The organism is Roseateles sp. SL47 (genome assembly GCF_026625885.1).
Taxonomy (GTDB): Bacteria; Pseudomonadota; Gammaproteobacteria; order Burkholderiales; family Burkholderiaceae_C; genus Roseateles.
The window spans coordinates 4563818-4587353 of record NZ_CP113068.1 but is presented as its reverse complement, the minus strand read 5'-3'; the positions used below and the strand labels follow the sequence as shown (position 1 = coordinate 4587353).

Here is a 23536-nt window from a genome sequence, read left to right as displayed (position 1 = left end):
GTCTGAGCGGGCCGGGTCAGCGCTTGCCGCGTGCCAGCCACACCCCGAACACCGCCAGGCCCATGCCAACGATGGCCAGGCCGCGCAGCGTCTCACCAAACAGCGCCCAGGCGATCACGGCCGTGGTGGGGGGTGTCAAGTAGAACAGGCTGGCCACATGGACCGCACTGCCGCGTCGGATCAGCAGGTTGAGCAGGCTCACGGCCCCGATGGACAGCACCAGCACCAGCCAGCCCAGCGCAAAGAGGAAGGAGGGTGTCCAGTTCACGGTGGTGTCTTCCGTGGCAAGGGCCAGGGCCGCTGTGAGCGCCAGGCAGGGCACGAACTGGATCACCGCCCCGCTGCGAAGGTCAAAGGACGGGCAGAACCGTTTTTGGTACAGCGTACCGGCGGTGATGCCCAGCAAGGCCACAACGGCGGGCGTCAGCATGGTCATCAGTGCCTGGGTGGGCACGGACGAGGTTTTGGCGGCCACCACCAGTCCCACGCCCAAAAAGCCCAGCGCCAGCCCGGCCCACTGCTTCGGCAGCACCTGTTCACCGAGGAAGGCACGGGCGCCCACCGCCGTGACCACCGGCTGCAGGCCCACCACCAAGGCCGTGATGCCGGCCGGCAGCCCATGGCTGATGGCGATGAACACACCCCCCAAATACACCCCATGCACCAGCAGACCGGACACGGCAATATGGGCCCACGCGCCGGAGGCCTTCGGCCATGGCGCGCGGGTGAGCGCCACGAGGCCCCCCATCAGCACGATCACGGCCGCATATCGCCACGCCAGAAACGTCAGCGGCGCTGCATCGGGGAGTCCGAACTTCGCACCGATGAAACCGGTGCTCCACAACACCACAAACAGCAGGGGATACAGCGCTTCAATGGCGGGGCGGGTCGGGGGCTGCGATGACATGGGCCGCACTATGGCTTAAAACCACAGGCGACCGACTTGCCCCGTAACTTCCCCGTACCCGGAAAAGCCCTCGAAGGCTCGCTTCCGAGCGTGTAATATGGTTACCAATCCAACCCAAGCCGAGTTACATCGGCAGCAGGCATGAACAAGACGCTTCTCGAGGTCACGGCTCGCATCCGTGCCCGCAGCGCCGCCAGCCGCGAGCGCTATCTGGACCTGATCGACCGCATGTCCCGCCGCCAGCGCGGTGTGCAGCGGATGGGCTGCGCGAATGTCGCCCACGCGGTGGCCGCGTTGCCGGAGAACGACAAGCTGCGCATCGTGGCGGAGAAGGCGCCCCATCTGGGCATCGTCACCGCCTACAACGACATGCTGTCGGCCCATCAACCGTATGAAGGCTACCCGGCGCTGATCCGCGACGAAGTGCATCGCCAGGGGGCGACCGCGCAGGTGGCGGGCGGTGTGCCGGCCATGTGCGACGGCGTGACGCAGGGTACGCCCGGCATGGAGCTGAGCCTGTTCTCGCGCGACACGATTGCCATGGGCACGGCCGTGGCGCTGTCTCATGACGTGTTTGACGGCGCACTGCTGCTGGGCATCTGCGACAAGATCGTGCCGGGCCTGCTGATCGGGGCTCTGCACTTCGGGCATCTGCCCTGCGTGTTCGTCCCGGCCGGGCCGATGAGTTCCGGTCTGTCCAACAACGACAAGGCCAAGGTCCGCGAGCTGTATGCCCAGGGCAAGGTGGGCCGCGACGAACTGCTCAAGGCAGAGTCCGCCGCCTATCACGGCGCCGGCACCTGCACCTTCTACGGCACCGCCAACAGCAACCAGATGCTGCTGGAGGCCATGGGCCTGCATGTGCCGGGGGCGGCCTTTGTGCATCCGCATGATGGCCTGCGCGAGGCGCTGACCCGTGAAGCGGTGCGCCAGTTGCTGGGCATCATCCCCCAACGCGACTACACGCCGATCGGCCGACTGGTGGACGAGCGCTGTATCGTGAATGCCATGGTGGCCCTGCTGGCCACCGGCGGCTCCACCAACCATCTGATCCACTGGGTGGCCGTGGCCCGTTCGGCCGGCATCCTGATCGACTGGAGTGATTTCTCCGACCTCTCCGCCGTGGTGCCACTGCTGGCACGTGTCTACCCCAACGGCAGCGCCGATGTGAACCAGTTCCAGGCCGCGGGCGGCCCGGGTTTTGTGATTCGCGAACTGCTGGGCGCAGGCGCCTTGCATGGCGATGTGCTGACCAGCGTGTCCGGCCAGTCCCTGAGCGCCTATGCCCGGCTGCCCGAGCGGGCTGAAGATGGCTCGGTGCGCTGGTGCGACCTGCCTGCAGGCAGCGCTGACGAGACCGTGGTGCGGACCGCTGCGGCGCCGTTCTCGCCCACGGGTGGCCTCAAGCTGCTGGCCGGCAATCTGGGCCGTGCGGTGATCAAGGTGTCCGCCGTGCCGGAAGACCGGCATACGGTGGAAGCGCCCGCCCGCATTTTTGACAGCCAGGAAGCCATGCAGGCCGCCTTCAAGGCGGGTGAGCTGGAGCGGGATGTGGTGGTGGTGGTGCGGTTCCAGGGCCCTCAGGCCAATGGCATGCCGGAACTGCACAAGCTGACGCCGCCGCTGGCCGTGTTGCAGGGCAAGGGCTTCAAGGTGGCGCTGGTGACCGATGGCCGCATGAGCGGCGCGTCCGGCAAGGTGCCGGCCGCGATCCATGTCAGCCCGGAAGCGCTGTCGGGTGGGCCGCTGGCCAGGCTGCGTGACGGCGACCGGGTGCGGGTCTGCGCCAACAGCGGCGAGCTGACCGCGTTGGTGGACGATGCCACCTGGGTCGCCCGCGACATCGCCCAGATCACGCCGGAAGCGGTTCGTGACAACGGCGAGGGCCTGGGCCGCGAGCTGTTTGCCGGCATGCGCCGCAATGTGTCCAGCGCCGAAGAAGGCGCCGTGACCTGGCTGTAATCGAACAAGGACAAGAACTCATGAGCGAGACCCTCGATACCCTGAGCCTGGCCCAGCATGGCCCGGTGATTCCCGTGATCGTCATTGACCAGTTGGCGCACGCGGTGCCGCTGGCCAAGGCCCTGGTGGCCGGTGGCGTGAAGGTGCTGGAAGTGACGCTGCGCACGCCGGTGGCGCTGGACGCCATTGCGGCGATTGCGAAGGAAGTGCCGGAAGCCATCGTCGGCGCGGGCACGCTGCGCACGGCCGCCGATGCGGCCGCAGCCAAGCAGGCAGGCAGCCGTTTTGCGGTCAGCCCGGGTTTCACGCCCGAACTGGCCCGTGCCTGCGAGGCGCAAGGCCTGCCGCTGCTGCCAGGGGTGTCCACCGCCAGCGAAGTGATGATGGCGGCGGACGCGGGTTACCGATTCCTGAAGCTGTTTCCGGCCACGGCGGTGGGCGGCACCAATCTGCTCAAGGCGCTGGCGGGCCCGTTCCCCGACATCGCTTTCTGCCCCACTGGCGGCATCACCGTGCAGACGGCGCCGGACTTCCTGGCCCTGCCCAATGTGAAGGTGTGTGGGGGGTCCTGGCTGACGCCGGGGGATGCGGTGAAGTCGGGCGACTGGGCCCGCATCACGCGTCTGGCGCAGGAAGCCGGCGCCTTGCGCGGCTGAAACGGGCAGCCCGGGCAAGACGCCCGGGCCTTGCAACAGGCCGACCGACCGGATGTCGGCCCGGCGCGGGACCGTTCAGCGGCGGCGCGCGCCGCTGTCCACCACCACTTCACCGTCCTCTTTGGTGAAGACGGGCAGGGGACCCACCGGCAGCAGTTCAAGCACCCGCTCTGACGGCCGGCACAAGGCGGTGCCGAGCGGCGTGATGACCACCGGCCGATTCATCAGGATCGGGTGGGCGGCCATCGCCTCGAGCAAGGCCTCGTCACTCACGGCGGGGTCGTTCAGCCCCAATTCAGCGGCCTTGGATTCCTTGGCGCGCAGCAGCGCCCGCACCGGTTCGCCAGTGGCGCTCACCAGCGAGCGCAGGCCTTCCTTGTCCAACGGCGTCTTCAGGTAGTCAACGATGGTGGGTTCCAGGCCGGCATGGCGGATCAGCGCCAGCGTGTTGCGCGAGGTGCCGCAGGCCGGGTTGTGATAGATGACGATCGGGTTCATGGTGTATCAGTCCAGGGTGACGATGACCGGCGCATGGTCGCTCGGCCTTTCATTTTTGCGCGGCAGCTTGTCGATGACGCAGGCGGTGACGCACGGCTTGAGCGCTTCACTGACGAGGATGTGGTCAATGCGCAGGCCCTGGTTCTTGCGGAAGGCCAGGTTGCGGTAGTCCCACCAGCTCCAGCTCTTGGGCGGCTGCTCGAAGAGCCGGAAGGCATCCACCAGGCCGATGCCGAGAAGCTGCTGGAAGTGCTCCCGCTCCTGGGGGGTGCAGTGGATCTGGCCGGCCCAGGCTACGGGGTCGTAGACGTCCCGGTCTTCGGGCGCGATGTTGAAGTCGCCCATCAGCACGAGCTTGGGGTGGGTCTTGAGCTCCTCGGTCACCCAGGCGCGAAGGCCATCCAGCCAGGCCATCTTGTAGACGAACTTCTCGCTGTCGGGGGCTTGCCCGTTCGGGAAGTAGGCACCGATCACCCGCACACCCGCCACGGTGCCGGCGATGACCCGCGCCTGCTCATCGGCATAACCGAGGATGTTGCGGGCGATGTCGGTGGCGGGTGCCTTGCTGATCAGCGCGACGCCGTTGTAGGTTTTCTGGCCGAACCATTGCACCTGATAACCGGCGGCCTGAATCTCCTGGGCAGGGAACTTGTCGTCCGTCAGCTTGGTTTCCTGCAGCACGATGGCATCGACCGGGTTGGCGGCGAGCCAGTCCAGCAGTTGAGGCAGGCGCACGGCCAGGGAGTTGACGTTCCAGGTGGCAAATTTCATGGTCATCCAAAGAGAGAATCGCGCGCAGGGGAGTGCGCGCGACGCTCGATCCTATCCGACACAGCGACGCAGTTGCTCGCTGTCCCGTGCTGTCCCGTGCTGTCCCGTGCTGTCCCCAGGTCAAGCGCCCGGCGCCCCCAGATGTGCGGCGATGCCTTCCATACCCGGTGCCACCTCGGGGCGCAGTTCATGACGGCGGGTGTCGAAATCCCCGCCGTTTTGCGGTCGGTAGGCCAGCGGAGCTTCATTGAACACCGTCGTGAGACGGTCTTGCCAGGCCGCCAGCGCCGCTGTCACGCCGGCATCGTCCATCCGCCCAACGCCATGCACCGCATGGGTTCGCAGCACCTGCATGCCGGGGTAGAACAAGGTGCCGTGGGTGATGGGGAACAGCAGGGCGTCCAGCGGGCCGTTGATGCCGCGCGGGCCGTAGTCCTTGTCCGGCCCGCCCGTGGTCACTGACACCATGGCACGGCGCCCCTGGAAACCCCCTTCACCGTAACGGTAGCGGTTGCCTTCGCCCCGGAATCCATACGCCAGCCCCTGAGCCCATACGCGGTCGATCCATCCCTTCAAGATGGCGGGCATGCCGAACCACCACAGCGGGAACTGCAGGATCACCAGGTCCGCCCACAACACCTTGCGCTGTTCTTCCACCACGTCGGCGGGCTGGGTGCCGCTGCAATAGGCATGGCCGGATTCCGCCACGAAGCAGAGGCGTTCGGCGTCGAGACGCTGCGGAAAATCGTCTTCGTCATAAACCGCCTTCCAGCGCATGGCGTAGAGGTCCGACTCCAGCACTCGATGGCCTTGGCGCTCCAACGCTTCTCGCCCGGCCTGCACCATGGAGCGCGTCAGGGAGCTGGGTTCCGGGTGCGCGTGAACCAGGAGCACGTTTCGGGAGTGCGATGGGGCGGCGCCCGTGGTGGGGTGGCTTGCGTTCATGGTGAATACCTCGGGGAATGTTGGAGAGCAGTGCGGGGCAGGTGAGCCGGGCGCATGGATCGCGGTTCAGTGCGACTGGCGACTGGCGACTGGCGACTGGCGCATGGCTCACCACCAGTGTGGGCGCCTGTCTGCCATCTGTGAAATCATGATGGTCTTGGCCTACTATCGATGCCATGGATACCAGCCGCCTCGATCTCAATTTGCTGGTCACGCTGGAAGCCCTGCTGGCGGAACGCAATGTGACCCGTGCCGCAGCCCGGCTTCATCTCAGCCAGCCTGCGGTAAGCGCTCAGCTCAACCGCCTGCGGGACCTGTTTGACGACCCGCTCCTGCTCCCCGCCCAGCGCGGCATGACGCCCACGGCCAAGGCCCTGGACCTGGTGCAGCCGCTGCGTGATGCGCTCGACCAGGTTCGTTCCGCCATCACCTCGCACCTGCAGTTTGATCCCGCCACGGCCGACCTCACCGTCAGCATTGCCGCGTCGGATTACATGCAGACCGCGCTGGTACAGCCGCTGGTGCTGCGCCTGCTGCGGCAGGCGCCCGGTGTGCGTATCGCCGTTCGGCATATGGACCCGCATCAGATCGATGGGCAACTGGCCCGCGGGGAGGTGGACATCGGCCTTCTGATGCCCAGCGAGGCGCCGCCGTCGGCCCGCCTGCGCCATTTGTTCCATGAGCGCTATGTGCTGATCGGCCGGCGAGGGCATCCGGAGTTGCAGGGCCCGCTCACCCCCAGACGTTTTGCGCGGCTGGAACAGGTGATCGTGTCGCCCGCAGGTGGCGCGTTCAGCTCACCGGTGGACCAGGTGCTGGCGGCTCATGGGCTGCAGCGGCGGGTGGTGCTGTCGGCGGCGTCGTTCCTCTTCGTGCCGGATCTGGTGGCCCGCTCCCATCTGGTCGCCCTGGTGCCGGAGCGGCTGGTGAAGGGGCGTGCAGCGGGGCTGCAGGTGATGGAGTGCCCGCTGCCGATCGAAGGTTTCGAGATGGGTATGGTCTGGCACGAGCGCAACCATGGGCATGTGGCCCAGCGGTGGCTGCGCGAGCAGATCCTGGCTTTGGCTGGACCTTGAGCGGTGTCGCTGATGAGGATGCGCGGAGGGCGCCGAGAGGGTGCGGACGGAGCGCGGAGATGGCGGAGAAATGCTGCGGTGACCGCGCGGTGAGGCCGCGTCAGCGGCTCCACCGGCGCCATCCGGCGTTTGCATCCTTTACGGCTGAGATTTCGCCGCCGCTTCCTGCGCTGGCACCAAGGCCGGCGGCGGCTCGTCCCGCAGAATGTTGCGTACGTTCTCCGGCAGCGCCTGCTGCCGGGCGCGGATCATGTCGTAGCGGTCCATGGTGAGCCGCTCCGTTGCATCATCGTCCAGCATGACCACCGGCCGCAGGAACACCAGCAGGTTGGTCTTTTTGCGCGTATGGCTGCGGCTGCTGAACAGCCCGCCGATCAGCGGGATCCGGGCCAGCCCATACAGATGGTCCGCATCTGCCGTATCACTGTCCTCGATCAGCCCGCCCAGCACGATGATCTTGCCGTCCTTCACCGTCACCGTGGATTCCACCGAGCGCTTATTGGTGGTCGGCCCCGCATTGGTCGTGCCGGGGGTGGTGGTGGACGACACCGAAGACGACTCCTGATAGATGGTCAACCGGATGCTGCCATTCGGGCCGATCTGCGGCCGGATGCGCAGCGTGATGCCCACGTCCTTGCGTTCGATGGTCTGGAACGGTGAACTGCTGCTACTGCTGGTGGTGGTGTAGGAGCCCGTCACAAACGGCACGTTCTGCCCTACCACGATCTTGGCTTCTTCGTTGTCCAGCGTCACCAGATTGGCGGTCGAGAGGATGTTGGTGCCGGACATCGACTCCAGCGCGGTGACGACCGTACCCAGTGTCAGGTCGGTGGAACTGCTGATGTTGAAGATCTGCTTCCATTGGATGCCCACATCCAGCGCCTTGCTGGCATCGACCTCCACAATCAGCGATTCCACATAGACCTGCGCCCGATTGGAGTCCAGCAGGTCCACCACGGCGCTCAGTTCGCGGAACCTGGGTTCGGAAGCGGTGATGATCAGTGCGTTGGTGGCCGGGTCCGCCTGGATGAAGCCGCCGGTGGACGGTTCGGCGGCGGCGGACACCGGCGCCGTGGACTGCTTGCTGGAGGTGCTGCTGCTGGCGCTGCTGTCCGACCCGCTGCTGGAGCCGCCCGACATCGACGCAAAGGCGGTGGAGCTTCCCCCCGACTTGCCCCCCCCGCCACCGCCGCTGCTGCCACCATCCGAACTGGAGAGGCCGTTGTTGGTGTCCTGGGCGGCAAAGGCTGCGCGCAGTACGGAGGCCAGGCGGGTGGCCTCCGCATGCTTGAGATAGATCACATGGAGGGTGCTGCCGGCAATGCCATTGCTGCCGGGCTTGTCCAGCCGCGAGACCAGCGCACGGATGGCCTGCAGGCGCGCCTGATTCGGGGCGCGCACCAGCAGGGCATTGCTGCTGATGTCCGCATACACCTGAGCGCCGGGCCCGCTGCCCGCTGCCGACTGGGCCGCAGTGCCCGCCGGCTGCGCGCCCGCCGTGCCGCCCGTGGTGCCGTTCTGCGCACGCTGCACACCCTCCACCATCTTGGAGACGATCTGGGCGACGGTGGCCGCCTGCACGTATTTGAGCGGAATCACTTCCACATCGGTCGCGCTGGGGGTGTCCAGCGCGGCGATGATCGCGGCCAGCCGGTTCTGGTTGTCCGCATAGTCGGTGATGACCAGCGAGTTGTTGCCCGGGTTGACGTTGATGGTGTTGTTGGCGGTGATCAGCGGCCGCAGCACGGACACCAGATTGCTGGCGTTCTCATACTGCAACTGGAAGATGCGGGTGACGATCTGATCTTGCGTCCGCGCATCCGGACCGGCCATGACCGTGCCGGATTGCACCTTGGCATCGCCCTCCGGAACGATCTTCAGCAGACCGGCGTTCTCGACGACGGCATATCCCAGCCCGCGCAGCGTGCCGGCAAAGTATTGATAGACCTGCGGGCGGGTCAGCCCTTCATCGCTGACCAGGGTCATCTTGCCCTTCACCCGGGGGTCCACCAGGATGGGCCGGCCCAGGATGGCGGCCACGGCGCGTGCCACGGCATCCACGTCAGCATCCACGAACTTCACAACGGCCAGCGACGCGCTGCTCATGGCCGGGTTGGCGGTGGCCTTGCCTTTGCCTTTGCCCTTGGAGGTGGCGGACGCAGCGGACGGTGCCGGGGTCATGGACCAGGTGGCGGTTCCCGCTTCACCCGACCCGGCCGCAGAAGCGGTGCCGGCAGGGCTCACCGCGCCGGAGGGGGCCGACGCGCTGCGGGATGTCTTCTTGTTGCTTCTGGAGGGGGCGGCAGGGGCGGAAGTCGTGTCGAGTGAAGCGGAGGCGCCAGACGCTCCAGGCGCTCCAGGTGTGCCCGGTCCGCCCGGTCCGCTTGGTCCGCCGGGCATTGCCGGGGCCGTCGGCGGCGTGCTTGCTCTGTCGGCCACTGCCGGCCCACGACCGTTGGTATTGGGGTCCGAGGCGGCTCGGGCGCCCTGCGCAACGAGGCACAGGACCACCACGGCGCTCAGCAGGGCACTGGCAGGCCCCATTGCCCAGGCTTGCAGGCCGTAGCGCCTGCCATGGCCGGCACAGGGCTGCAGCAAGGCATGACGATGGCGCGCTCGAAAAGCGCTCAGGCGACGGGAGGGGATCGGCCGGCGCAGCCAGGGCAGGGCACACAGGCGGGCGGCTTCAGAGGCAGGATTCTTCAACGTCTCGAGGTGCAGGCAGCAGCCGCCCGGGACATCGGGCGGTCAGGCTGGACATTTCAACTGCGTCGGGTTGCTGCGCGGTTGCCTGCGAGACGAGAGTTGTGAAGCTGATGGATCTCAAATGCACCCGGCTGACACATCCGCAGCAAGGGGCCGATGAAATCGCCTGGACGTGGAGGTGTCTGTGTCAGCGCTGACAAGGTGTGAGGCCAGTGGCAATGCGCCTGGCACCTGCGTCCAGCGGCTGTTCGCGGTGGCAGCAATGCTTGAGAGAGGCGCCAGCGCGCGCCAGAGCGTGTCAGCGGTGCATCACAGGTGCATCACGGGCGCATCAGCGGTGCATCACAGGTGCAGCCAGGCCGCGACGCCCAGGCCGACGCCCACCACCCCGACCCCGATGGTGCCGAATTCCAGCCAGCGGCGCCGGGTCAGCAAGGCGATGGCGGCCAGGGCAATGCCGATCTGCAGCGCGGTGGTGGCCTGGGCCCAGCGATGGTGCAGGTGCATCTGCTCGTCACTGCGGTGATCCCATTCCTTGGACTCGGCTTCGAGTTTTTCGGCCTCGGTCTTGATCTCGTTCTTCTCGGATTCGTAGCGGGCGACCTTGTCCCGGTACTTCGCCTTCTGCTCCTCATTGGGGGCCAATTCGATGGCCAGCTCCGCCAGATTCTGCTTGCTGCTTTTGGCCTGGAAATAGTTCCATCGGTTGGCCGCTTCGGTCTTGGTGATGGCCGCGTTGTTCTTATAGAGGCCCGCATTGGCCTGGGTGGCGCCGCCCATGTAGCTGAAGAAGGCACCGACGGTGGCGAGGATGGCGGTGATCACCGCCAATTGGCCCCCCAACCCTTTGGGTTCGTGCTGGGCGGCATGCTCCAGCTCGTGGTCATGCGGGCCGTGGACATGGAAATGACTGCCGGACATTCAAGCTCCAGAGATACAGAAAGAGAGGTGATTCAAGAAGATTCGAGTGATCAAGGCGGGGTGGCCCGCTCGTATCGAACAAAGTCGAAGTGCCAGCCCTGGCCCTGTTCCGCCGGGCTGAGATGGCGTTCCCGCGAGACTTCCTTGAACTGCAGCGCATCCACGGGAGGGAAGTGCGCATCGGCCTCGAACGTGTGGTCGATCTCGGTGAGTTCAAGTGCGTCGGCCCAGGGCAAGGTCTGGGCATAGATCTGCGCGCCGCCCATCACGTAGACCGCTTCACCCGCCGCGCAGGCCGCCAGTGCTGCTGCCACAGTGGGAAAGACTTCCGCGCCTTCCAGCACCAGATCCGGTTGACGTGACAGCACCAGGTTGCGTCGGCCCACCAAGGGACGGAACCTGGCGGGAATGGAGTCCCAGGTCTTGCGCCCCATCAGCACGGTGTGGCCCAGTGTGAGCGCCTTGAACCGCGCCATGTCCGGCGGCAGACGGCACAGCAGTTCATTGTTCCGGCCGATGCCGCCTGCGCGGTCCAGCGCCGCGATGAGGGTCAGGGAAGGCATGGGAAAACGCTCCAGTCAGGGTCAGCCAAAGACGAAGGATTTTAGGGCCGGGGCCGTGGCCGACCTGTGACGGATGGTGGGGAAGTTGGAGACACTTCGGGTGGATGATCGGCCTGAAGCGCCGGCCCACCCCAGGAGTTACGCATGACCCGTCCGCTCGCACCCAAAAATCCCACGTTGTTTGACGAAGGCCTTGCCACGCGCCGCGAGGTGCTCGGCGCCGACGTGGTAGAGGCCGCGTTGAAAAATGCCACCGACTTCAACATCGACATGCAGGAACTGGTCACTCAATACTGCTGGGGCGATGTCTGGAACCGGCCGGGGTTGGACCGCAAGACCCGGTCCATGCTGAACCTGGCCATGCTGACCGCCCTGAACAAGCCGCATGAACTGAAGCTGCATGTGCGGGGAGCGCTGAACAACGGCGTGACGCAGGACGAAATCAAGGAAGTGCTGTTGCAGACCGCCATCTATTGCGGAGTGCCGGCGGCGATGGATGCTTTCCGAACGGCCGGTGAGGTCCTGAAGGAACTGGAGCGCCCACCGGTCTGAGGCCCGCGGGCCCGCCGAACGGCGGCGCGTCCGGAGGAGTGCGTGCCGGGAGGTGCGGTCCTCTTCAGGGTCAGAGGGTGTTCAGGCCGGGGGGTACTCGAGCCCACTGGGGGTTCAAGCCAACTGGGCATTCAAGCCAGCTGTGTATTCAAGCCAACTGGGTGTTGCGCCGCTGAGCGGCCTCCACCTGTGCCAAGGCGGTCGCCAGCTCATCAAACACCCGGCGACGGCGGGCCTCCACGGCGCTGAATTCTTTCTGCGACGGCTCGATTTCGAGGTCGCCCAGGTGGGCGTGCCGCAGCCAGTTGCTGAGGCAGGACTGGGCAATTGCCAGAGCGCGGGTGCGCTGCACGTCGTCCATTTGCTCATCGGCAATATCGAAGATGGCGCGTAGGGGGACGCCCTCGGCCTGCGCCATCGCACCCACCGAAAACGGCAGGGGCACCCCACGCTTGAAGGGCAGCAGAACCAGCGGTTTTGCAGCGGTCACGGCGACTCCTTGCGCAGTGGGGACCGCCCCAGTCTATCGACGCCAGTGCCAGCGTGACGGCAGGTTAACCCGTGCCCGGGATGTCCCCCTGACGCTGTTCGCACGACTTTTTCCGGGCTTTTTTCCAAGCTGTCACACAGCCGTGATGGCGAGCCTGCGGGCCTGCCGCGCAGAATCCGCGCGGTCAAGGGTTTCACCCTAGAAAACCCTGACATCAGCCGTTTGGGAACCCGTATGAATCTCCGTCACAAATTACCGCTGGCCATTGCCATGGCCCTCATTCTCACCTTGGCCGCCGGCCTGTTCGGGCTATGGACCGCCCATCAATCCTTGAACACCTTCCAGAACGACGTGCAGGGCCATGCGGCTGCGGAACGTCTGGCGGCGGAGGTGGAAAGCCACTTCAAGGGGCAGATCCAGGAATGGAAAGATGTGCTGCTGCGCGGCTCGGACACGGCGATGTTCGAGAAGCACTGGAAAGCCTTCCAGGCCGAAGAAAAGGCCGTGCAGGACCGCAGCCTGGCGCTCAAGGCCCTGTTGAAGGACGAATCGCTGCGTCAGGTTCTGGAGCGTTTCCAGGGTCAGCATCAGAAGATGGCGGCGGGTTATCGATCCGGTCTGGAGAAATTCCAGATGGTGGGGTTTGATTCGTCGGTGGGCGACATGGCGGTGAAGGGCGTGGATCGGGAGCCGGCGGAGTCGCTGCAGCAACTGAAAACGGCCATCGCCGTGCAGAGCCGGGCGGTCGCGGACCAGGCCTACGCTTTTGGCACTCAGGCCATCTGGCTGAGCTTCAGCCTGATGCTGGTGGCAGCCGGCCTGGGGGTGTTCATCGCCTGGCTGATCACACGTGCGGTGGTGCGGCCTTTGCAGAAGGCCGTGAATGTGGCCACCGAAGTGGCGCAGGGCAATCTGGCTGAGCCGATTGCTGGCGACCGCGCGGATGAAGTCGGTCAATTGCTGCGTGCGCTGGCAGCCATGCAGGCCAATCTGAGCGCTTTGGTCAGCGAAGTGCGGGGCAATGCAGAGCAGGTGGCATCCGCCAGTTCTCAAATCGCTGCGGGCAATGGGGACCTGGCGGCACGCACCGAACACCAGGCAGCCGCTTTGCTGACCACGGTCAATTCCATGGAAGAGCTGGCCGGTGGGGTGCGCAGCAATGACGTTCATGCCCAGCAGGCGCATCAGCTGGCGGTGCAGGCCAGCGACATTGCCACCCGCGGCGGCCAGGCCATTGCAGCAGTGATGAGCACCATGAGCAGCATCCAGGACGCGTCCCAACGGGTGGTGAACATCATTGAAGTGATCGATGGCATTGCCTTTCAAACCAACATCCTGGCGTTGAATGCAGCGATTGAAGCGGCCCGCGCCGGCGCGCAGGGCCGAGGCTTTGCCGTCGTGGCGGGCGAAGTGCGTTCGCTGGCGCAGCGCAGCTCTGGTGCGGCACGGGAAATCCGGGAATTGATACTGGCCAGTTCGGCCCGTGTGTCGGCCGGGGCGCAGGAAGTGCAGGGGGCCAGCGTGACCATCCGCGAGGTGGAATCGTCGATGGGCAAGCTGTCCGGGTTGATTCATGCCATCAGCGCCTCCAGCGCTCAGCAGAGCGCCGAGGTGGGGCAGGTGAACGACGCCATTCGTCGGCTGGAGAATGGCACGCAGCAGAATGCAGCAATGGTGGAAGAAACCAGCGCGGCGGCGGAAAGCCTGCGGCGCCGCTCGGAGCAACTGGTGGGGCTGATGGAGCGATTCCGCACGGCTTGATGGCCTGAGCCTCGCCGCCAAGGCCGGCCTGGCCGGGTTTTCGATGTGCGGCGGCAGGGGGCCTTTTCAGTAGACTCCTGCGCCTCAGCGGAGCGACCGGTCAGCAACGCATTCCACCATCAGGAGGTTTTCATGATTGCACGCTTGCTTGGGGCCGGTCTGGCCATGGGGCTGTTGATGCTCCCGCAATGGGCCGCCGCCTGGGGACAGGAGGGCCATTCCATCGTCGCGGAGATTGGCGAGCGCCGGCTGGATGCAAAAGCCCGCGAGGCGGTGGCCAAGATTCTGGGGCCCGGCACCTCGCTGGCGTCGGTGTCCAGTTGGGCCGATGGCTATCGTGCGGACCACCGCGAAACCGCTCGCTGGCATTTTGTGGACATGGCGCGGGCCCGTCAGGTCTACGACCCCGCCGTCGATTGCCGGCTGGACGAGAAAGAGGGCGACTGCACGGTGAACGCCCTGGAGCGGCTGCGTGAGGTGCTGGCCTGTGGTACGAATGAAGCCGCCCGGCGGGATGCCTTGAAATTCGCTGTGCATTTCGTGGGCGACCTTCACCAGCCTTTGCACGCCGCCGGTGAACTGCGCGGCGGCAATGACCAGAAGATCACCGGAAAAGTGCATACCGCCACCTGTGGCCGGCCCGGATGTGAAGTCACTGTTTCGGCGCCGAATCTGCATTCACTCTGGGATGGTGACCTGATCCGCTGGACGGTGTATGACTGGGGCACCTATGTCGAGCGGCTGGAAGAGCGGGTGCTCAAGGGCAACGACTTTCAGATGAAGGTGGTGAACGAAAAGCCCGAGGACTGGGCCATGCAGTCGCATGCGATTGCCGCCATGGTCTGGCCGACGGTCTCGGCATCGGCACCGATGGTGATTGATGACGCCTACTACCAGCGCGTTCTGCCGGTCGTGGATCAGCAATTGGCATTGGGCGGGGTGCGCTTGGCGCGCTACCTGAATGACGCGTTTTCTGCCAGTTGCCCGCTGCGCAGGGAAACGAAACTGTTTGCCGGTGGCAGTGAGACCCTTTCGGCTTCGGCGTCCAACCTGGGCGAGTTGAAGAAGCAGCTGGAAGCCTATTGGAAGACGCCGCTGCCCAGCGGCCTGACGCAGTACCAGGCGGACCAGACACGTGTGGCCGAGGCTGCCCGGGCCTACCTCCGCACCCGGCTCGCCAGCGGAGTGAGCAAGCCGGCGGTGGTGCTGGACATTGATGAGACCTCGCTGGACAACCTGCCGCAGATGGCGGTGAACGACTTCGGCTACATCCGGGCCGGTGACTGCAAGCTGGAGGCGACCGGCCCGAAGAGCGACGCCGCTTGCGGCACGCAAGCCTGGGAAGAGCAGGGCGGGGCGGCGGCCATCCCGGCGACGCTGGCGCTCTACCAGGAGTTCAAGGGCAAGGTGGCCTTCTTCTTCATCACCGGGCGGCGGGACTCGGAGGCGGCGTGGACCGAGGCGAATCTGGCCAAGGCCGGCTATGGTGGCTGGGAGAAGCTGATCACCAAGCCGAAGGAATGGCCGTCATCGGTGTCGACGGTCAACTTCAAGGCGACTGAGCGGGCGCGTCTGGTGAGCCAGGGCTACACAATCATCGCCAATATCGGCGATCAGCCGAGCGACCTGGCCGGCGGCTACGCGGAGCGGGTGTTCTTGATGCCGAATCCGTTTTATCGGTTGCCGTGAGGTGATGCAAACGTGCCGTCGCGTCGGCGGAAGTTCTGCACCGGCCATTGTCAACATCGCCCATGGACTGGGCATCCTGACGCTGCTGGTGTTGGGGGGCGCATTCCTGGCAGGCAGGATGCGAGAAACACACAGCTTGGCCCAAGATGCCGAGAGTGTGGGTGATTCGTTCACCCTGTTCCTCCCCATGTCGCCACCCCTTCAATGACCTCAGGCTCCCGGAGCCTTCCCGGGATACGTGAACAACAGAAAGTGAAGGGCATTCACCGCAAAGTGCAGCAGCACGGCTGCTTCAATGCGCCGTTGCCACCGATAGGCAGCGGCGTAGCCAACGCCGGCAACTGTCGCCACGGCCACCATGCTCGGTCCCCCACCGGCATGGGCGGCGCCGAAGAGGAGGGCGGACACGCCTGGCGCCACGAGCGCGCGCACGCGCCATGGCCCAACGGTGCTGGAGCCGGATGCTCCGGTGCCTCTCGCCAGCGTGTCCTGCACCATCACCCGAAACAGCGCCTCTTCCGCCACACAGGTCAGCAAGAGGTTCGTCACCAGGAACTGCACGGTCTGGGGCGGCCACTTTGGATCCGGCCGCACCATGCCCAGCAGCAGGGCCAGGCTCAGGGCGAAAAAGGCCACGACCACCGCGAGTGCGGCCGAGCGCATCAACACCCGCCCCACCCGATCTCCGCTTTGCAGTCGGGGCGCCAACAACGCCATCAGCACCAGTCCCACCGAGCCTTTGTCGAAGTTCAGATATTGGGTGAAGGGCCGCGCATCGTCGGAGAAGCGGACGGCGTTGATCGCGACCGGATTCCTGAAGCCGGGAACACCATGCAGGCTGAGCGCCACGGCCAGCAGGGAAAGCGCCACCAACAAGGGCCAGTGCAAAGGGCGGTACAAAGGCCGGTACAAGGGCGCGGGAGGCTTGCGCCGCAGCCCCTCGGCCAGCAGCACCAATCCCACCAAAGACAGCACGCCCACCGCGTCCACATACCCCTGCGCCACCGCCAGTGCCGTAGCAGCCGCATAGAGGACCAGCCACGGTGGGAGCGTCCACCCCCAGGGCGTTTTTAGTGCCGGCAACCAGACCGCCACAATGGCCAGCATCAACAAGACGAATGGCATCGGCAGGTCGATCACCGGCATGTCTGGTCCCTGATGTGAGTGGTGGCCGTGCGTCGATATCGGGCTTGCTGAGCACGTGCAGCCTGGCGGCACAGTGGCCGCCGCGAGGCGTCACCGCCGGGCGGCCTTCCGGGGAAGTGTCAGCGTGGCGCCCGCGCCCGAATCAGACCGCCACCGGCGCCTTGATGGGGGCGTGGTGCTGATAGTCCTGCAGTTCAAAGTCTTCGAATTCGTAGTCGAAGATCGACGCTGGCCGACGCTTGATGTGCATCGTGGGGTAGGCAAACGGGGCGCGGCCGAGCTGCGTCTGCACCTGCTCGAAGTGATTCGAGTAGATATGGCAATCACCGCCCGTCCAGATGAAGTCCCCCAGCCCCAGGTCACATTGCTGGGCCAGCATCATCGTCAGCAGCGCATAACTGGCGATGTTGAAGGGCACGCCCAAGAAGATGTCCGCGCTGCGTTGGTACAGCTGGCAGGACAGCTTGCCATCGGCCACATAGAACTGGAAAAACGCGTGACACGGCATCAGGGCCATCTGGTCCAGGTCCGCCACGTTCCAGGCGCTCACGATGATGCGGCGCGAGTCCGGGTTGGTCTTGAGCTGCTGCACCACCTGGCTGATCTGGTCGATATGACCGCCGTCCGGCTTGGGCCAGTTGCGCCACTGCACGCCATACACCGGCCCAAGGTCGCCATCCTCACGGGCCCATTCGTCCCAGATGGTGCAGCCGCGCTCCTGCAGCCACTTCACATTCGAGTCCCCACGCAGGAACCACAGCAGTTCCAGGATGATGGACTTCAAATGCACCTTCTTGGTCGTCACCAGCGGGAAACCTTCGTTCAGGTCAAACCGCATCTGATGGCCAAAGACGCTGCGCGTGCCGGTGCCGGTCCGGTCGCCCTTGGACACGCCATGCTCAAACACATGGCGCATGAAATCTTCGTATTGGTGGCGCACAGGGCGTGGGTGGGGCAGGGCGGCATGAGTCATGGCTGCATTTTAGTGTGCTGTCCCACAAGTTCCTGCCAATGAAGCCGAGGCTTTCGCGCCCCTGCTGCGTTGCGAATCCTCGCGATGCCGACAGGCATCGCTGTGGTTGCGCCTTGCTCTGGCACAACATCCATCGCTTGCATTTTTCGCAGTGACTTGCGGGGCAGCCCACGAGTGGGGTGCCCGGCGGCCCGAAGGGGCCTGGGCTCAGGCCACGGCCCGCGCATGAGCGGGCGGGGCGCCGGACCCGACGTCAGTGGTTGAACTGCAACGCGGCCAGCCGCGCGTAGAGCCCGCCCGCCGACACCAGGTCCGCGTGACGGCCTTGCTCCACGATGCGCCCCTGATCCATCACGATGATGCGGTCCGCCCGCTGCACCGTCGCCAGCCGGTGGGCGATGACCAACGTGGTGCGATCCCGCATGGCTTCATCCAGGGCCTGTTGCACCAGGCGTTCGCTTTCCGCATCCAGGGCGCTGGTCGCTTCGTCCAGCAGCAGCAGCGGGGCGTTTTGCAGCATGGCCCGCGCAATGGCAATCCGCTGGCGCTGCCCACCGGACAGGCGCACCCCGCGCTCGCCGAGGAAGCTGTCATATCCCTGCGGCAGTTGTTCGATGAACTCATGCGCATGGGCTGCCTTGGCAGCGGCGATCACCTCGTCTCGGCTGGCCTCTGGCCGTCCATAGCGAATGTTGTCCAGCGCGGTGGCCGAGAAGATGACACTTTGCTGCGGCACCAGCGCCATGCGCGACCGCAGGTCGGCCAGGCGCACCCGGTCCACGCTGACGCCATCAACCAGGATGTCGCCACCTTGCACGTCATAGAAGCGCTGCAGCAACTGCAGCACCGTGCTCTTGCCCGCCCCGCTGGGGCCCACCAGCGCCACGGTTTCTCCGGGGGCAATGTCCAGATCGAACGAGGCCAGTGCGGCCCGGTCCGGGCGCGACGGATAGTGGAAGCGCACATGCCGGAACTGCACATGGGCCGGACCTTCCACTGGCGTCATGGCCAGCGGCACGGCCGGGTCCGCCACCGGGGAGCGGGCGGCCAGCAGTTCCATCAGCCGCTCGGTGGCGCCAGCGGCGCGCAGCAGGTCGCCCCACACTTCCGCCAGCACCGCCACGGACGACACCAGCAAGATCACATACACCACCGTCTGGCCCAGATGGCCCGCCGTGATGTGGCCCGCCATCACCGCCTGGGTGCCTTGATACAGGCCCCACAACAAGGCGCCAAAGGTGGCCGTGATGATGAAGGCCACCAGCAGGGAGCGCACTTTGGTGCGCTTGCGGGCGACGTCAAACGCAGCTTCGCTGGCCACGCCGAACCGGCCGGCTTCCCGAGCCTCCTGCGCATGGGACTGCACCACGGTGATGGCGTTGAGCATCTCGGCCGCAATGGCGCTGGTGTCCGCCACCCGGTCCTGGCTGGCGCGCGACAAGCGCCGGACCCGGCGGCCAAAGAACATGGCCGGCAGCACCACCAGCACCAGAATGCCCATCACCTGGCTCATCACCCACGGGTTGGTGGCAATCAGCAGCGCAACCGCACCCAGGCCCATGATCATGTTGCGCAAGCCCATGGAAAGGCTGGAGCCCACGATGTTCTGGATGACGGTGGTGTCGGTGGTGATGCGGCTGATGACTTCGCCGGTCTGGGTGGTTTCAAAGAATTCCGGGCTCTGGCGCAGCACGTGGGCGTATACCGCGCTGCGCAGATCCGCGCTCACCCGCTCGCCCAGCCAGGTGACGGCGTAAAAACGCAGGGCCGAGAACACCCCCAGCGCCGCACCGACCGCAAACAGACCGAGGAAATGCTCCCGCAGGGCCATCAGACGGTCGCCCGGATCGGTGGACACCAGCCCCTGGTCAATCAGCTGACGCAGCGCCAGCGGAAACACCAGCGTCGCCACGGCGGCCAGCACCAGGAAGACCACAGCGGCTGCAATCCGCCCCTTGTACGGGCGCAGAAAGGGCCACAGGGCCGGCCACATGGCGCGCAGCGGCGGGCTCGCGGGCGTTGCGGCGCTGGTGGAGGTGGGAACCGGTGGGGAGGCAGTGGCGGGTTGGGCGGACATCGAAACAGTGTAGGCGGATGGCTGTGACGGATGACACGGTCCGATCAAACGGCGGTGCGGCCATGGGGGCAGTTGGGGCAATACCCCTGGTGCTTCAAGGCCTTTGTGGACAAACAGATGGCTGGGCAATTACTGCCTAGGCAATAATTGTGCACCGTGATCAGTTTGGTCAAGTCATGAGCACACGCCCGCCCCCCGCCGATTTCTACACCGCCGACAGCTTCACGCGGGAGCCCAGCCTGGGCTGGCTGCTGCGTCAGATCAAGCAATCGATGATCTGCCAGGCGGACAAGCTGTTGGGCGCCCATGACCTGACCCATGCGCAATGGGCGCCGATGTTGCGTCTGCGGTTTCAAGGGCCGATGTCCAGTGCGGCACTGGCCCGCGAACTGGCCATGGACGGCGGTGCCATGACCCGGCTGCTCGACCGGCTGGAAGCCAAGAACCTGATTCAGCGGGAACGCTCGACCGAAGACCGCCGTGTCGTGATGGTGTCGCTGACGGAACACGGTTTGACCTCCATGGCGCGTGCGCCGGCGGTGCTGTCTCAGGTGTCCAACGAGCATTTGGCCGGGTTCACCCACGAGGAATTCCGCAGCCTGATCGGCATGCTGCAGCGCATCGTCGCCAATGGCCAGGCGATTCGTGAGGCCGGCAATGCCTCGGAAAGCTCCGTGCTGACCTGCTGCCCGGATGACGACACCTGACGCCGGGGTGCGTCAGCGTTCAGAGAGCGCTCAGCCTATTGCGCTCCTTGTGCCCCTTGCGCCCCTTGCGCCCATTTATATCCCCCATGTCGACCCTCTTTCCCGAAGAGAACAAGAACAGATGATTTCGAGGACCCTCCCCATGACGCCCCGATCCCTCCACCGAACCACGCTGGCGCTGGCCATGAGCGCCGCCTTGCTGCTGGTGCTTGCCGCCTGCGCGCCGATCCCGAAGCTGGACTCGCCCGGCCAGGCGCTGGAAGGCGAGGTGGCGGCCCGTCAACTCCGCCTGCAGGCCGGTTCCGGCGCGCCGATCGCCCCGCAGTGGTGGAAGTCCTTCGGGGACCGTCAATTGGACGCCCTGGTTGATCAGGCCATGGCGCAGTCGCCCTCCCTGGCGCTGGCACGTGCCCGCATTGCCCATGCCGCCGCCATGGCGGAGAACGCCGAGGCGGCCGAGCGCCCGAGCGCAGCGCTGGACACCAGCCTCACCCGTCAGCGCATCACGGAAAACGGCATCTATCCGGCGCCTCTGGCCGGCAGCACCCGCACCTTTGGCAATGTGCAGGCCGGCCTGAGCTACGAGTGGGACTTCTTCGGCCGCCATGAGGCCGAGTTGAAGGCCGCGCTCGGCCAGCAGCGCGCCGCCGAGGCGGATGCCGCTGCGGCCCGGCTGAGTGTTGCCAATGCGGTGACCAAGGCCTATGTGGCACTGGCCCGCAGCCAGGCGCAAAGCCGCCTGCTGCAAGAACTGGTGGCCCTGCGCCAGCAGGGGTTTGAGCTGGTGCGCCAGCGCGCCAGCGCTGGTCTGGACAACAGCCAGGAACTGCGCCAGGCGGAGGCCCCGCTGCCGGATCTGCAGCGCCAGCAACTGGTGCTGCAGGAACAGCAGACGCTGCTGCGCAACCAGATGGCCTCCTTGACCGGCCAGGGCCCGACCTTCACGGCCAGCCTGAATGCCACGTTGCCGCGCGTGCTGGAGTGGCAACAGGAGCCCAGTCTGGACCTGCTGGGCCGCCGGCCCGACCTGGCTGCCGCCCGCGCGCGGGTGGAAGCCAGTGCGCAGGACGTGCGTGCCGCACGGACCCGCTTCTATCCCAGCGTGTCGCTCAGCGCCTTTGTGGGTTTGAACGCCATCGGCCTGGATGAACTGTTCAAGTCGGGCAGCCGCCAGTACGGTGCCGGCCCCGCCCTGAACCTGCCGCTGTTTGACAGCGGCCATCTGCGAGCCAACCTGCGCGGCAGTGCCGCCGAGCAGGAGGCCGCCATCGCCAGCTACAACTCGGCGGTGCTGGATGCGGTGCGCGACGCCAGCGACCAGTTCGCCAGCCTGCAGTCCCTGCGCCAGCAGAAGGGCGCCCAGGATGCGCTGCTGGCCAATGCCGACAGCCAATACGGTCTGGCTCACCAGCGCTTCAAGGCCGGGCTGGTCAATCGGCTTGCGGTGCTCAACGCCGAACAGGCCCGCGTGACGCAACTGCGCGCCCAGCTCGACCTGCAGGCGCAGACGGTGGATGCGCAGGTCAATCTGTTCCGCGCGCTGGGCGGCGGTTATGCCGAGCCCGGCCATGATGCGGCGACAGCCGCCCCTGTCACCCGCGTCAACGTGACACCTGCCGACGTGACGCCCGCAACGTGACGCCTGCCCACGCGACGCCCGCCAACGCCGTCTCTGCCCCCCAGACCTCCATCTCCCGCAGCTGACCGGTCCTCATTGCCGAGCACCGCTCGCCCCCCGGTCATCGCCGCAAGCAACACCCAAGAACACGTCAGAAAGTCATCATGAGCGCCAAGCCCGACAACAACACGTCCACGACACCCGCCGCGCCAGCGGCTCCCAATGCCGGCGGTAACGGTAATGGCAACGGCAACGGCAACGGCCAGCGCAAGAGGGGCCTGGCCCTGATTGCGGCCGCCGTCATCGTTGGTGGCGTGGGCTACGGCGGCTACCAATGGCTGGTGAGCAGCCGTTATGAAGAGACGGACAACGCCTATGTGCAGGCCAACGTCGTGCAGATCACGCCGCTGGTCGGTGGCACCGTGCGCGCCGTGTTTGCCGACGATACCGATTATGTGAAGGCCGGCCAGAAGCTGGTCAGCCTGGATCCGGCCGATGCCCGCGTGGCGCTGGAGCAGGCGCAGGCGCAGCTGGCCCAGACGGTGCGTGAGGTGCGCACCCTGTTTGCCAACAACAGCAGCCTGGCCGCTCAGGTGCAGGTGCGTCAGGCCGAGCAGCAAAGGGCCCAAAGTGACATGGTCCGTCTGCAGGCGGACCTGGCCCGTCGCCAGCCGCTGCTGGAGACGGGCGCCGTCAGCAAGGAAGAGCTGGACCACACACAGGCCCAACTGACTGCCGCGCGTGCCGCCTACACCGCCTCCCAGTCCGCCCTGCTGGCGGCCCAGGAACAACTGCAGTCCAACCAGGCGCTGACCGATGGGGTGGATGTGGAGCAGCATCCGAATGTGCAGCGTGCGGCCGCCCGCTTCCGGGAAGCCTTCCTGGCCTATCAGCGCGCGGACCTCGTGGCCCCGGTGGATGGTTGGGTGGCCCGCCGCTCGGTGCAACTGGGCCAGCGCGTGGCTGCCGGCAGCCCGCTGATGGCCGTGGTGGGCCTGCAGCAGGTCTGGGTGGATGCGAACTTCAAGGAAAGCCAGCTGGCTCAATTGCGCATCGGCCAGCCGGTGACGCTGGAAGCCGACGTCTACGGCAAGAAGACTCAATACCACGGCACGGTGCAGGGCCTGGGCGCCGGAACGGGCGCCGCTTTTGCGCTGCTGCCGGCCCAGAACGCCACCGGCAACTGGATCAAGGTGGTGCAGCGCGTGCCGGTGCGGATCGCCATGGACCCGAAGGAAGTGGCGGAGCATCCGCTGCGTGTTGGCCTGTCGATGGACGTGCAGGTGGACATCCGCAACCAGGATGGCCGGACGCTGGCCCAGGGTGATCGCCAGACGCCCCCGCTGCAGACCACCATCTTCGACGCGCAAGAGCGTGCTGCCGATGAGAAGGTGAACCAGATCATCGCGGCCAACCTTGGCAAGAAGGCGGCCAAACCGGCCAGCACCGCCAGGAACGGCGCCGCCCATGCCTGAGCAGCCGCAGCGGTGGCGGCGGCGGGCATACCCGGAGCCGCTC

General features: G+C 66.1%; 20 protein-coding genes. 9 read left to right on the top strand and 11 right to left on the bottom strand.

All coding sequences use genetic code 11. The features are described 5' to 3' along the window. Positions 1-16 precede the first annotated feature (16 nt). A complete protein-coding gene (locus tag OU995_RS19840) occupies positions 17-907 on the bottom strand; it encodes a DMT family transporter (protein ID WP_267831795.1) in 891 nt (296 codons plus the stop codon). Positions 908-1048: 141 nt separating this feature from the next. Between OU995_RS19840 and edd the strand changes: the two genes are divergently transcribed. Both edd and OU995_RS19830 read left to right on the top strand, forming a co-directional pair. After that, entirely contained in the window at positions 1049-2869 is a 1821-nt protein-coding gene (gene edd / locus OU995_RS19835) for a phosphogluconate dehydratase (RefSeq protein WP_267831793.1), read from the top strand. 20 nt (positions 2870-2889) lie between these two features. Continuing rightward, positions 2890-3525, top strand: a complete 636-nt coding sequence (locus tag OU995_RS19830) for a bifunctional 4-hydroxy-2-oxoglutarate aldolase/2-dehydro-3-deoxy-phosphogluconate aldolase (protein ID WP_267831792.1) — start codon at positions 2890-2892, stop codon at positions 3523-3525. A 75-nt stretch (positions 3526-3600) separates the two neighbouring features. Here the strand turns inward: OU995_RS19830 and arsC are convergent, their stop codons facing one another. From arsC to OU995_RS19815, 3 genes are all read right to left on the bottom strand, one after another. Continuing rightward, positions 3601-4023: an arsenate reductase (glutaredoxin) gene (arsC, locus tag OU995_RS19825; protein ID WP_267831790.1), complete on the bottom strand. Its 423-nt coding sequence runs from the start codon at positions 4021-4023 to the stop codon at positions 3601-3603. 6 nt (positions 4024-4029) lie between these two features. Further along, positions 4030-4794 carry an exodeoxyribonuclease III gene (xth, locus tag OU995_RS19820; RefSeq protein ID WP_267831788.1) on the bottom strand — a complete coding sequence of 255 codons (765 nt, stop codon included), beginning with the start codon at positions 4792-4794 and terminating at the stop codon, positions 4030-4032. A 120-nt stretch (positions 4795-4914) separates the two neighbouring features. Continuing rightward, positions 4915-5739, bottom strand: coding sequence for an NAD(P)H-dependent oxidoreductase (locus tag OU995_RS19815; protein WP_267831786.1), 825 nt, complete (start codon positions 5737-5739; stop codon positions 4915-4917). A 176-nt stretch (positions 5740-5915) separates the two neighbouring features. Here OU995_RS19815 and OU995_RS19810 point away from each other — a divergent pair, with 176 nt between their 5' ends. Continuing rightward, complete coding sequence (locus tag OU995_RS19810) at positions 5916-6815, top strand: LysR family transcriptional regulator (RefSeq protein ID WP_267831785.1); 900 nt, start codon at positions 5916-5918, stop codon at positions 6813-6815. Positions 6816-6953: 138 nt separating this feature from the next. Here the strand turns inward: OU995_RS19810 and OU995_RS19805 are convergent, their stop codons facing one another. The 3 genes from OU995_RS19805 to OU995_RS19795 form a co-directional block, all read right to left on the bottom strand. Beyond that, positions 6954-8996 (bottom strand): secretin N-terminal domain-containing protein, encoded by a 2043-nt coding sequence (locus tag OU995_RS19805; RefSeq protein ID WP_267831784.1) that lies wholly within the window; start codon positions 8994-8996, stop codon positions 6954-6956. 867 nt (positions 8997-9863) lie between these two features. Further along, a complete protein-coding gene (locus tag OU995_RS19800) occupies positions 9864-10442 on the bottom strand; it encodes a DUF4337 domain-containing protein (RefSeq protein ID WP_267831783.1) in 579 nt (192 codons plus the stop codon). Between the two features lie 50 nt (positions 10443-10492). After that, entirely contained in the window at positions 10493-11005 is a 513-nt protein-coding gene (locus OU995_RS19795) for a dihydrofolate reductase (RefSeq protein WP_267831781.1), read from the bottom strand. 144 nt (positions 11006-11149) lie between these two features. Here OU995_RS19795 and OU995_RS19790 point away from each other — a divergent pair, with 144 nt between their 5' ends. Beyond that, positions 11150-11557, top strand: coding sequence for a carboxymuconolactone decarboxylase family protein (locus OU995_RS19790; protein WP_267831779.1), 408 nt, complete (start codon positions 11150-11152; stop codon positions 11555-11557). A gap of 148 nt (positions 11558-11705) precedes the next feature. Here OU995_RS19790 and OU995_RS19785 read toward each other — a convergent pair whose 3' ends face one another. Then, positions 11706-12047 carry a hypothetical protein gene (locus tag OU995_RS19785; protein WP_267831778.1) on the bottom strand — a complete coding sequence of 114 codons (342 nt, stop codon included), beginning with the start codon at positions 12045-12047 and terminating at the stop codon, positions 11706-11708. Between the two features lie 234 nt (positions 12048-12281). On the opposite strand from OU995_RS19785, the gene OU995_RS19780 reads away from it, so the two are divergent. Both OU995_RS19780 and OU995_RS19775 read left to right on the top strand, forming a co-directional pair. Further along, entirely contained in the window at positions 12282-13808 is a 1527-nt protein-coding gene (locus tag OU995_RS19780) for a methyl-accepting chemotaxis protein (protein ID WP_267831776.1), read from the top strand. Between the two features lie 132 nt (positions 13809-13940). Further along, positions 13941-15497 (top strand): S1/P1 nuclease, encoded by a 1557-nt coding sequence (locus tag OU995_RS19775; RefSeq protein ID WP_267831775.1) that lies wholly within the window; start codon positions 13941-13943, stop codon positions 15495-15497. Between the two features lie 210 nt (positions 15498-15707). Here OU995_RS19775 and OU995_RS19770 read toward each other — a convergent pair whose 3' ends face one another. The 3 genes from OU995_RS19770 to OU995_RS19760 form a co-directional block, all read right to left on the bottom strand. Beyond that, the gene (locus OU995_RS19770; protein ID WP_267831774.1) at positions 15708-16643 is read right to left on the bottom strand and encodes a CPBP family intramembrane glutamic endopeptidase; all 936 of its coding nucleotides are present in this window, start codon (positions 16641-16643) and stop codon (positions 15708-15710) included. A 142-nt stretch (positions 16644-16785) separates the two neighbouring features. Continuing rightward, on the bottom strand, positions 16786-17616 hold the full coding sequence (locus tag OU995_RS19765) for a thymidylate synthase (RefSeq protein WP_267831772.1): 831 nt from the start codon (positions 17614-17616) through the stop codon (positions 16786-16788). A 253-nt stretch (positions 17617-17869) separates the two neighbouring features. Beyond that, a complete protein-coding gene (locus OU995_RS19760) occupies positions 17870-19693 on the bottom strand; it encodes an ABC transporter transmembrane domain-containing protein (protein WP_420714745.1) in 1824 nt (607 codons plus the stop codon). A gap of 176 nt (positions 19694-19869) precedes the next feature. Here OU995_RS19760 and OU995_RS19755 point away from each other — a divergent pair, with 176 nt between their 5' ends. The 3 genes from OU995_RS19755 (at position 19870) to OU995_RS19745 (ending at position 23493) form a co-directional block, all read left to right on the top strand. Beyond that, positions 19870-20400: a MarR family winged helix-turn-helix transcriptional regulator gene (locus OU995_RS19755; RefSeq protein WP_267831770.1), complete on the top strand. Its 531-nt coding sequence runs from the start codon at positions 19870-19872 to the stop codon at positions 20398-20400. A 142-nt stretch (positions 20401-20542) separates the two neighbouring features. Next, the gene (locus OU995_RS19750; protein WP_267831769.1) at positions 20543-22039 is read left to right on the top strand and encodes an efflux transporter outer membrane subunit; all 1497 of its coding nucleotides are present in this window, start codon (positions 20543-20545) and stop codon (positions 22037-22039) included. A gap of 143 nt (positions 22040-22182) precedes the next feature. Beyond that, positions 22183-23493, top strand: a complete 1311-nt coding sequence (locus OU995_RS19745; RefSeq protein WP_267831766.1) for an efflux RND transporter periplasmic adaptor subunit — start codon at positions 22183-22185, stop codon at positions 23491-23493. Positions 23494-23536 lie beyond the last annotated feature (43 nt).

Coding starts and splice junctions, on each gene's coding strand:
- OU995_RS19840 (WP_267831795.1), bottom strand. CDS start 907: ATGTCATCGCAGCCCCCGACCCGCCCCGCCATTGAAGCGCTGTATCCC.
- edd (WP_267831793.1), top strand. CDS start 1,049: ATGAACAAGACGCTTCTCGAGGTCACGGCTCGCATCCGTGCCCGCAGC.
- OU995_RS19830 (WP_267831792.1), top strand. CDS start 2,890: ATGAGCGAGACCCTCGATACCCTGAGCCTGGCCCAGCATGGCCCGGTG.
- arsC (WP_267831790.1), bottom strand. CDS start 4,023: ATGAACCCGATCGTCATCTATCACAACCCGGCCTGCGGCACCTCGCGC.
- xth (WP_267831788.1), bottom strand. CDS start 4,794: ATGAAATTTGCCACCTGGAACGTCAACTCCCTGGCCGTGCGCCTGCCT.
- OU995_RS19815 (WP_267831786.1), bottom strand. CDS start 5,739: ATGAACGCAAGCCACCCCACCACGGGCGCCGCCCCATCGCACTCCCGA.
- OU995_RS19810 (WP_267831785.1), top strand. CDS start 5,916: ATGGATACCAGCCGCCTCGATCTCAATTTGCTGGTCACGCTGGAAGCC.
- OU995_RS19805 (WP_267831784.1), bottom strand. CDS start 8,996: ATGACCCCGGCACCGTCCGCTGCGTCCGCCACCTCCAAGGGCAAAGGC.
- OU995_RS19800 (WP_267831783.1), bottom strand. CDS start 10,442: ATGTCCGGCAGTCATTTCCATGTCCACGGCCCGCATGACCACGAGCTG.
- OU995_RS19795 (WP_267831781.1), bottom strand. CDS start 11,005: ATGCCTTCCCTGACCCTCATCGCGGCGCTGGACCGCGCAGGCGGCATC.
- OU995_RS19790 (WP_267831779.1), top strand. CDS start 11,150: ATGACCCGTCCGCTCGCACCCAAAAATCCCACGTTGTTTGACGAAGGC.
- OU995_RS19780 (WP_267831776.1), top strand. CDS start 12,282: ATGAATCTCCGTCACAAATTACCGCTGGCCATTGCCATGGCCCTCATT.
- OU995_RS19775 (WP_267831775.1), top strand. CDS start 13,941: ATGATTGCACGCTTGCTTGGGGCCGGTCTGGCCATGGGGCTGTTGATG.
- OU995_RS19770 (WP_267831774.1), bottom strand. CDS start 16,643: ATGCCGGTGATCGACCTGCCGATGCCATTCGTCTTGTTGATGCTGGCC.
- OU995_RS19765 (WP_267831772.1), bottom strand. CDS start 17,616: ATGACTCATGCCGCCCTGCCCCACCCACGCCCTGTGCGCCACCAATAC.
- OU995_RS19760 (WP_420714745.1), bottom strand. CDS start 19,693: ATGTCCGCCCAACCCGCCACTGCCTCCCCACCGGTTCCCACCTCCACC.
- OU995_RS19755 (WP_267831770.1), top strand. CDS start 19,870: ATGAGCACACGCCCGCCCCCCGCCGATTTCTACACCGCCGACAGCTTC.
- OU995_RS19750 (WP_267831769.1), top strand. CDS start 20,543: ATGACGCCCCGATCCCTCCACCGAACCACGCTGGCGCTGGCCATGAGC.
- OU995_RS19745 (WP_267831766.1), top strand. CDS start 22,183: ATGAGCGCCAAGCCCGACAACAACACGTCCACGACACCCGCCGCGCCA.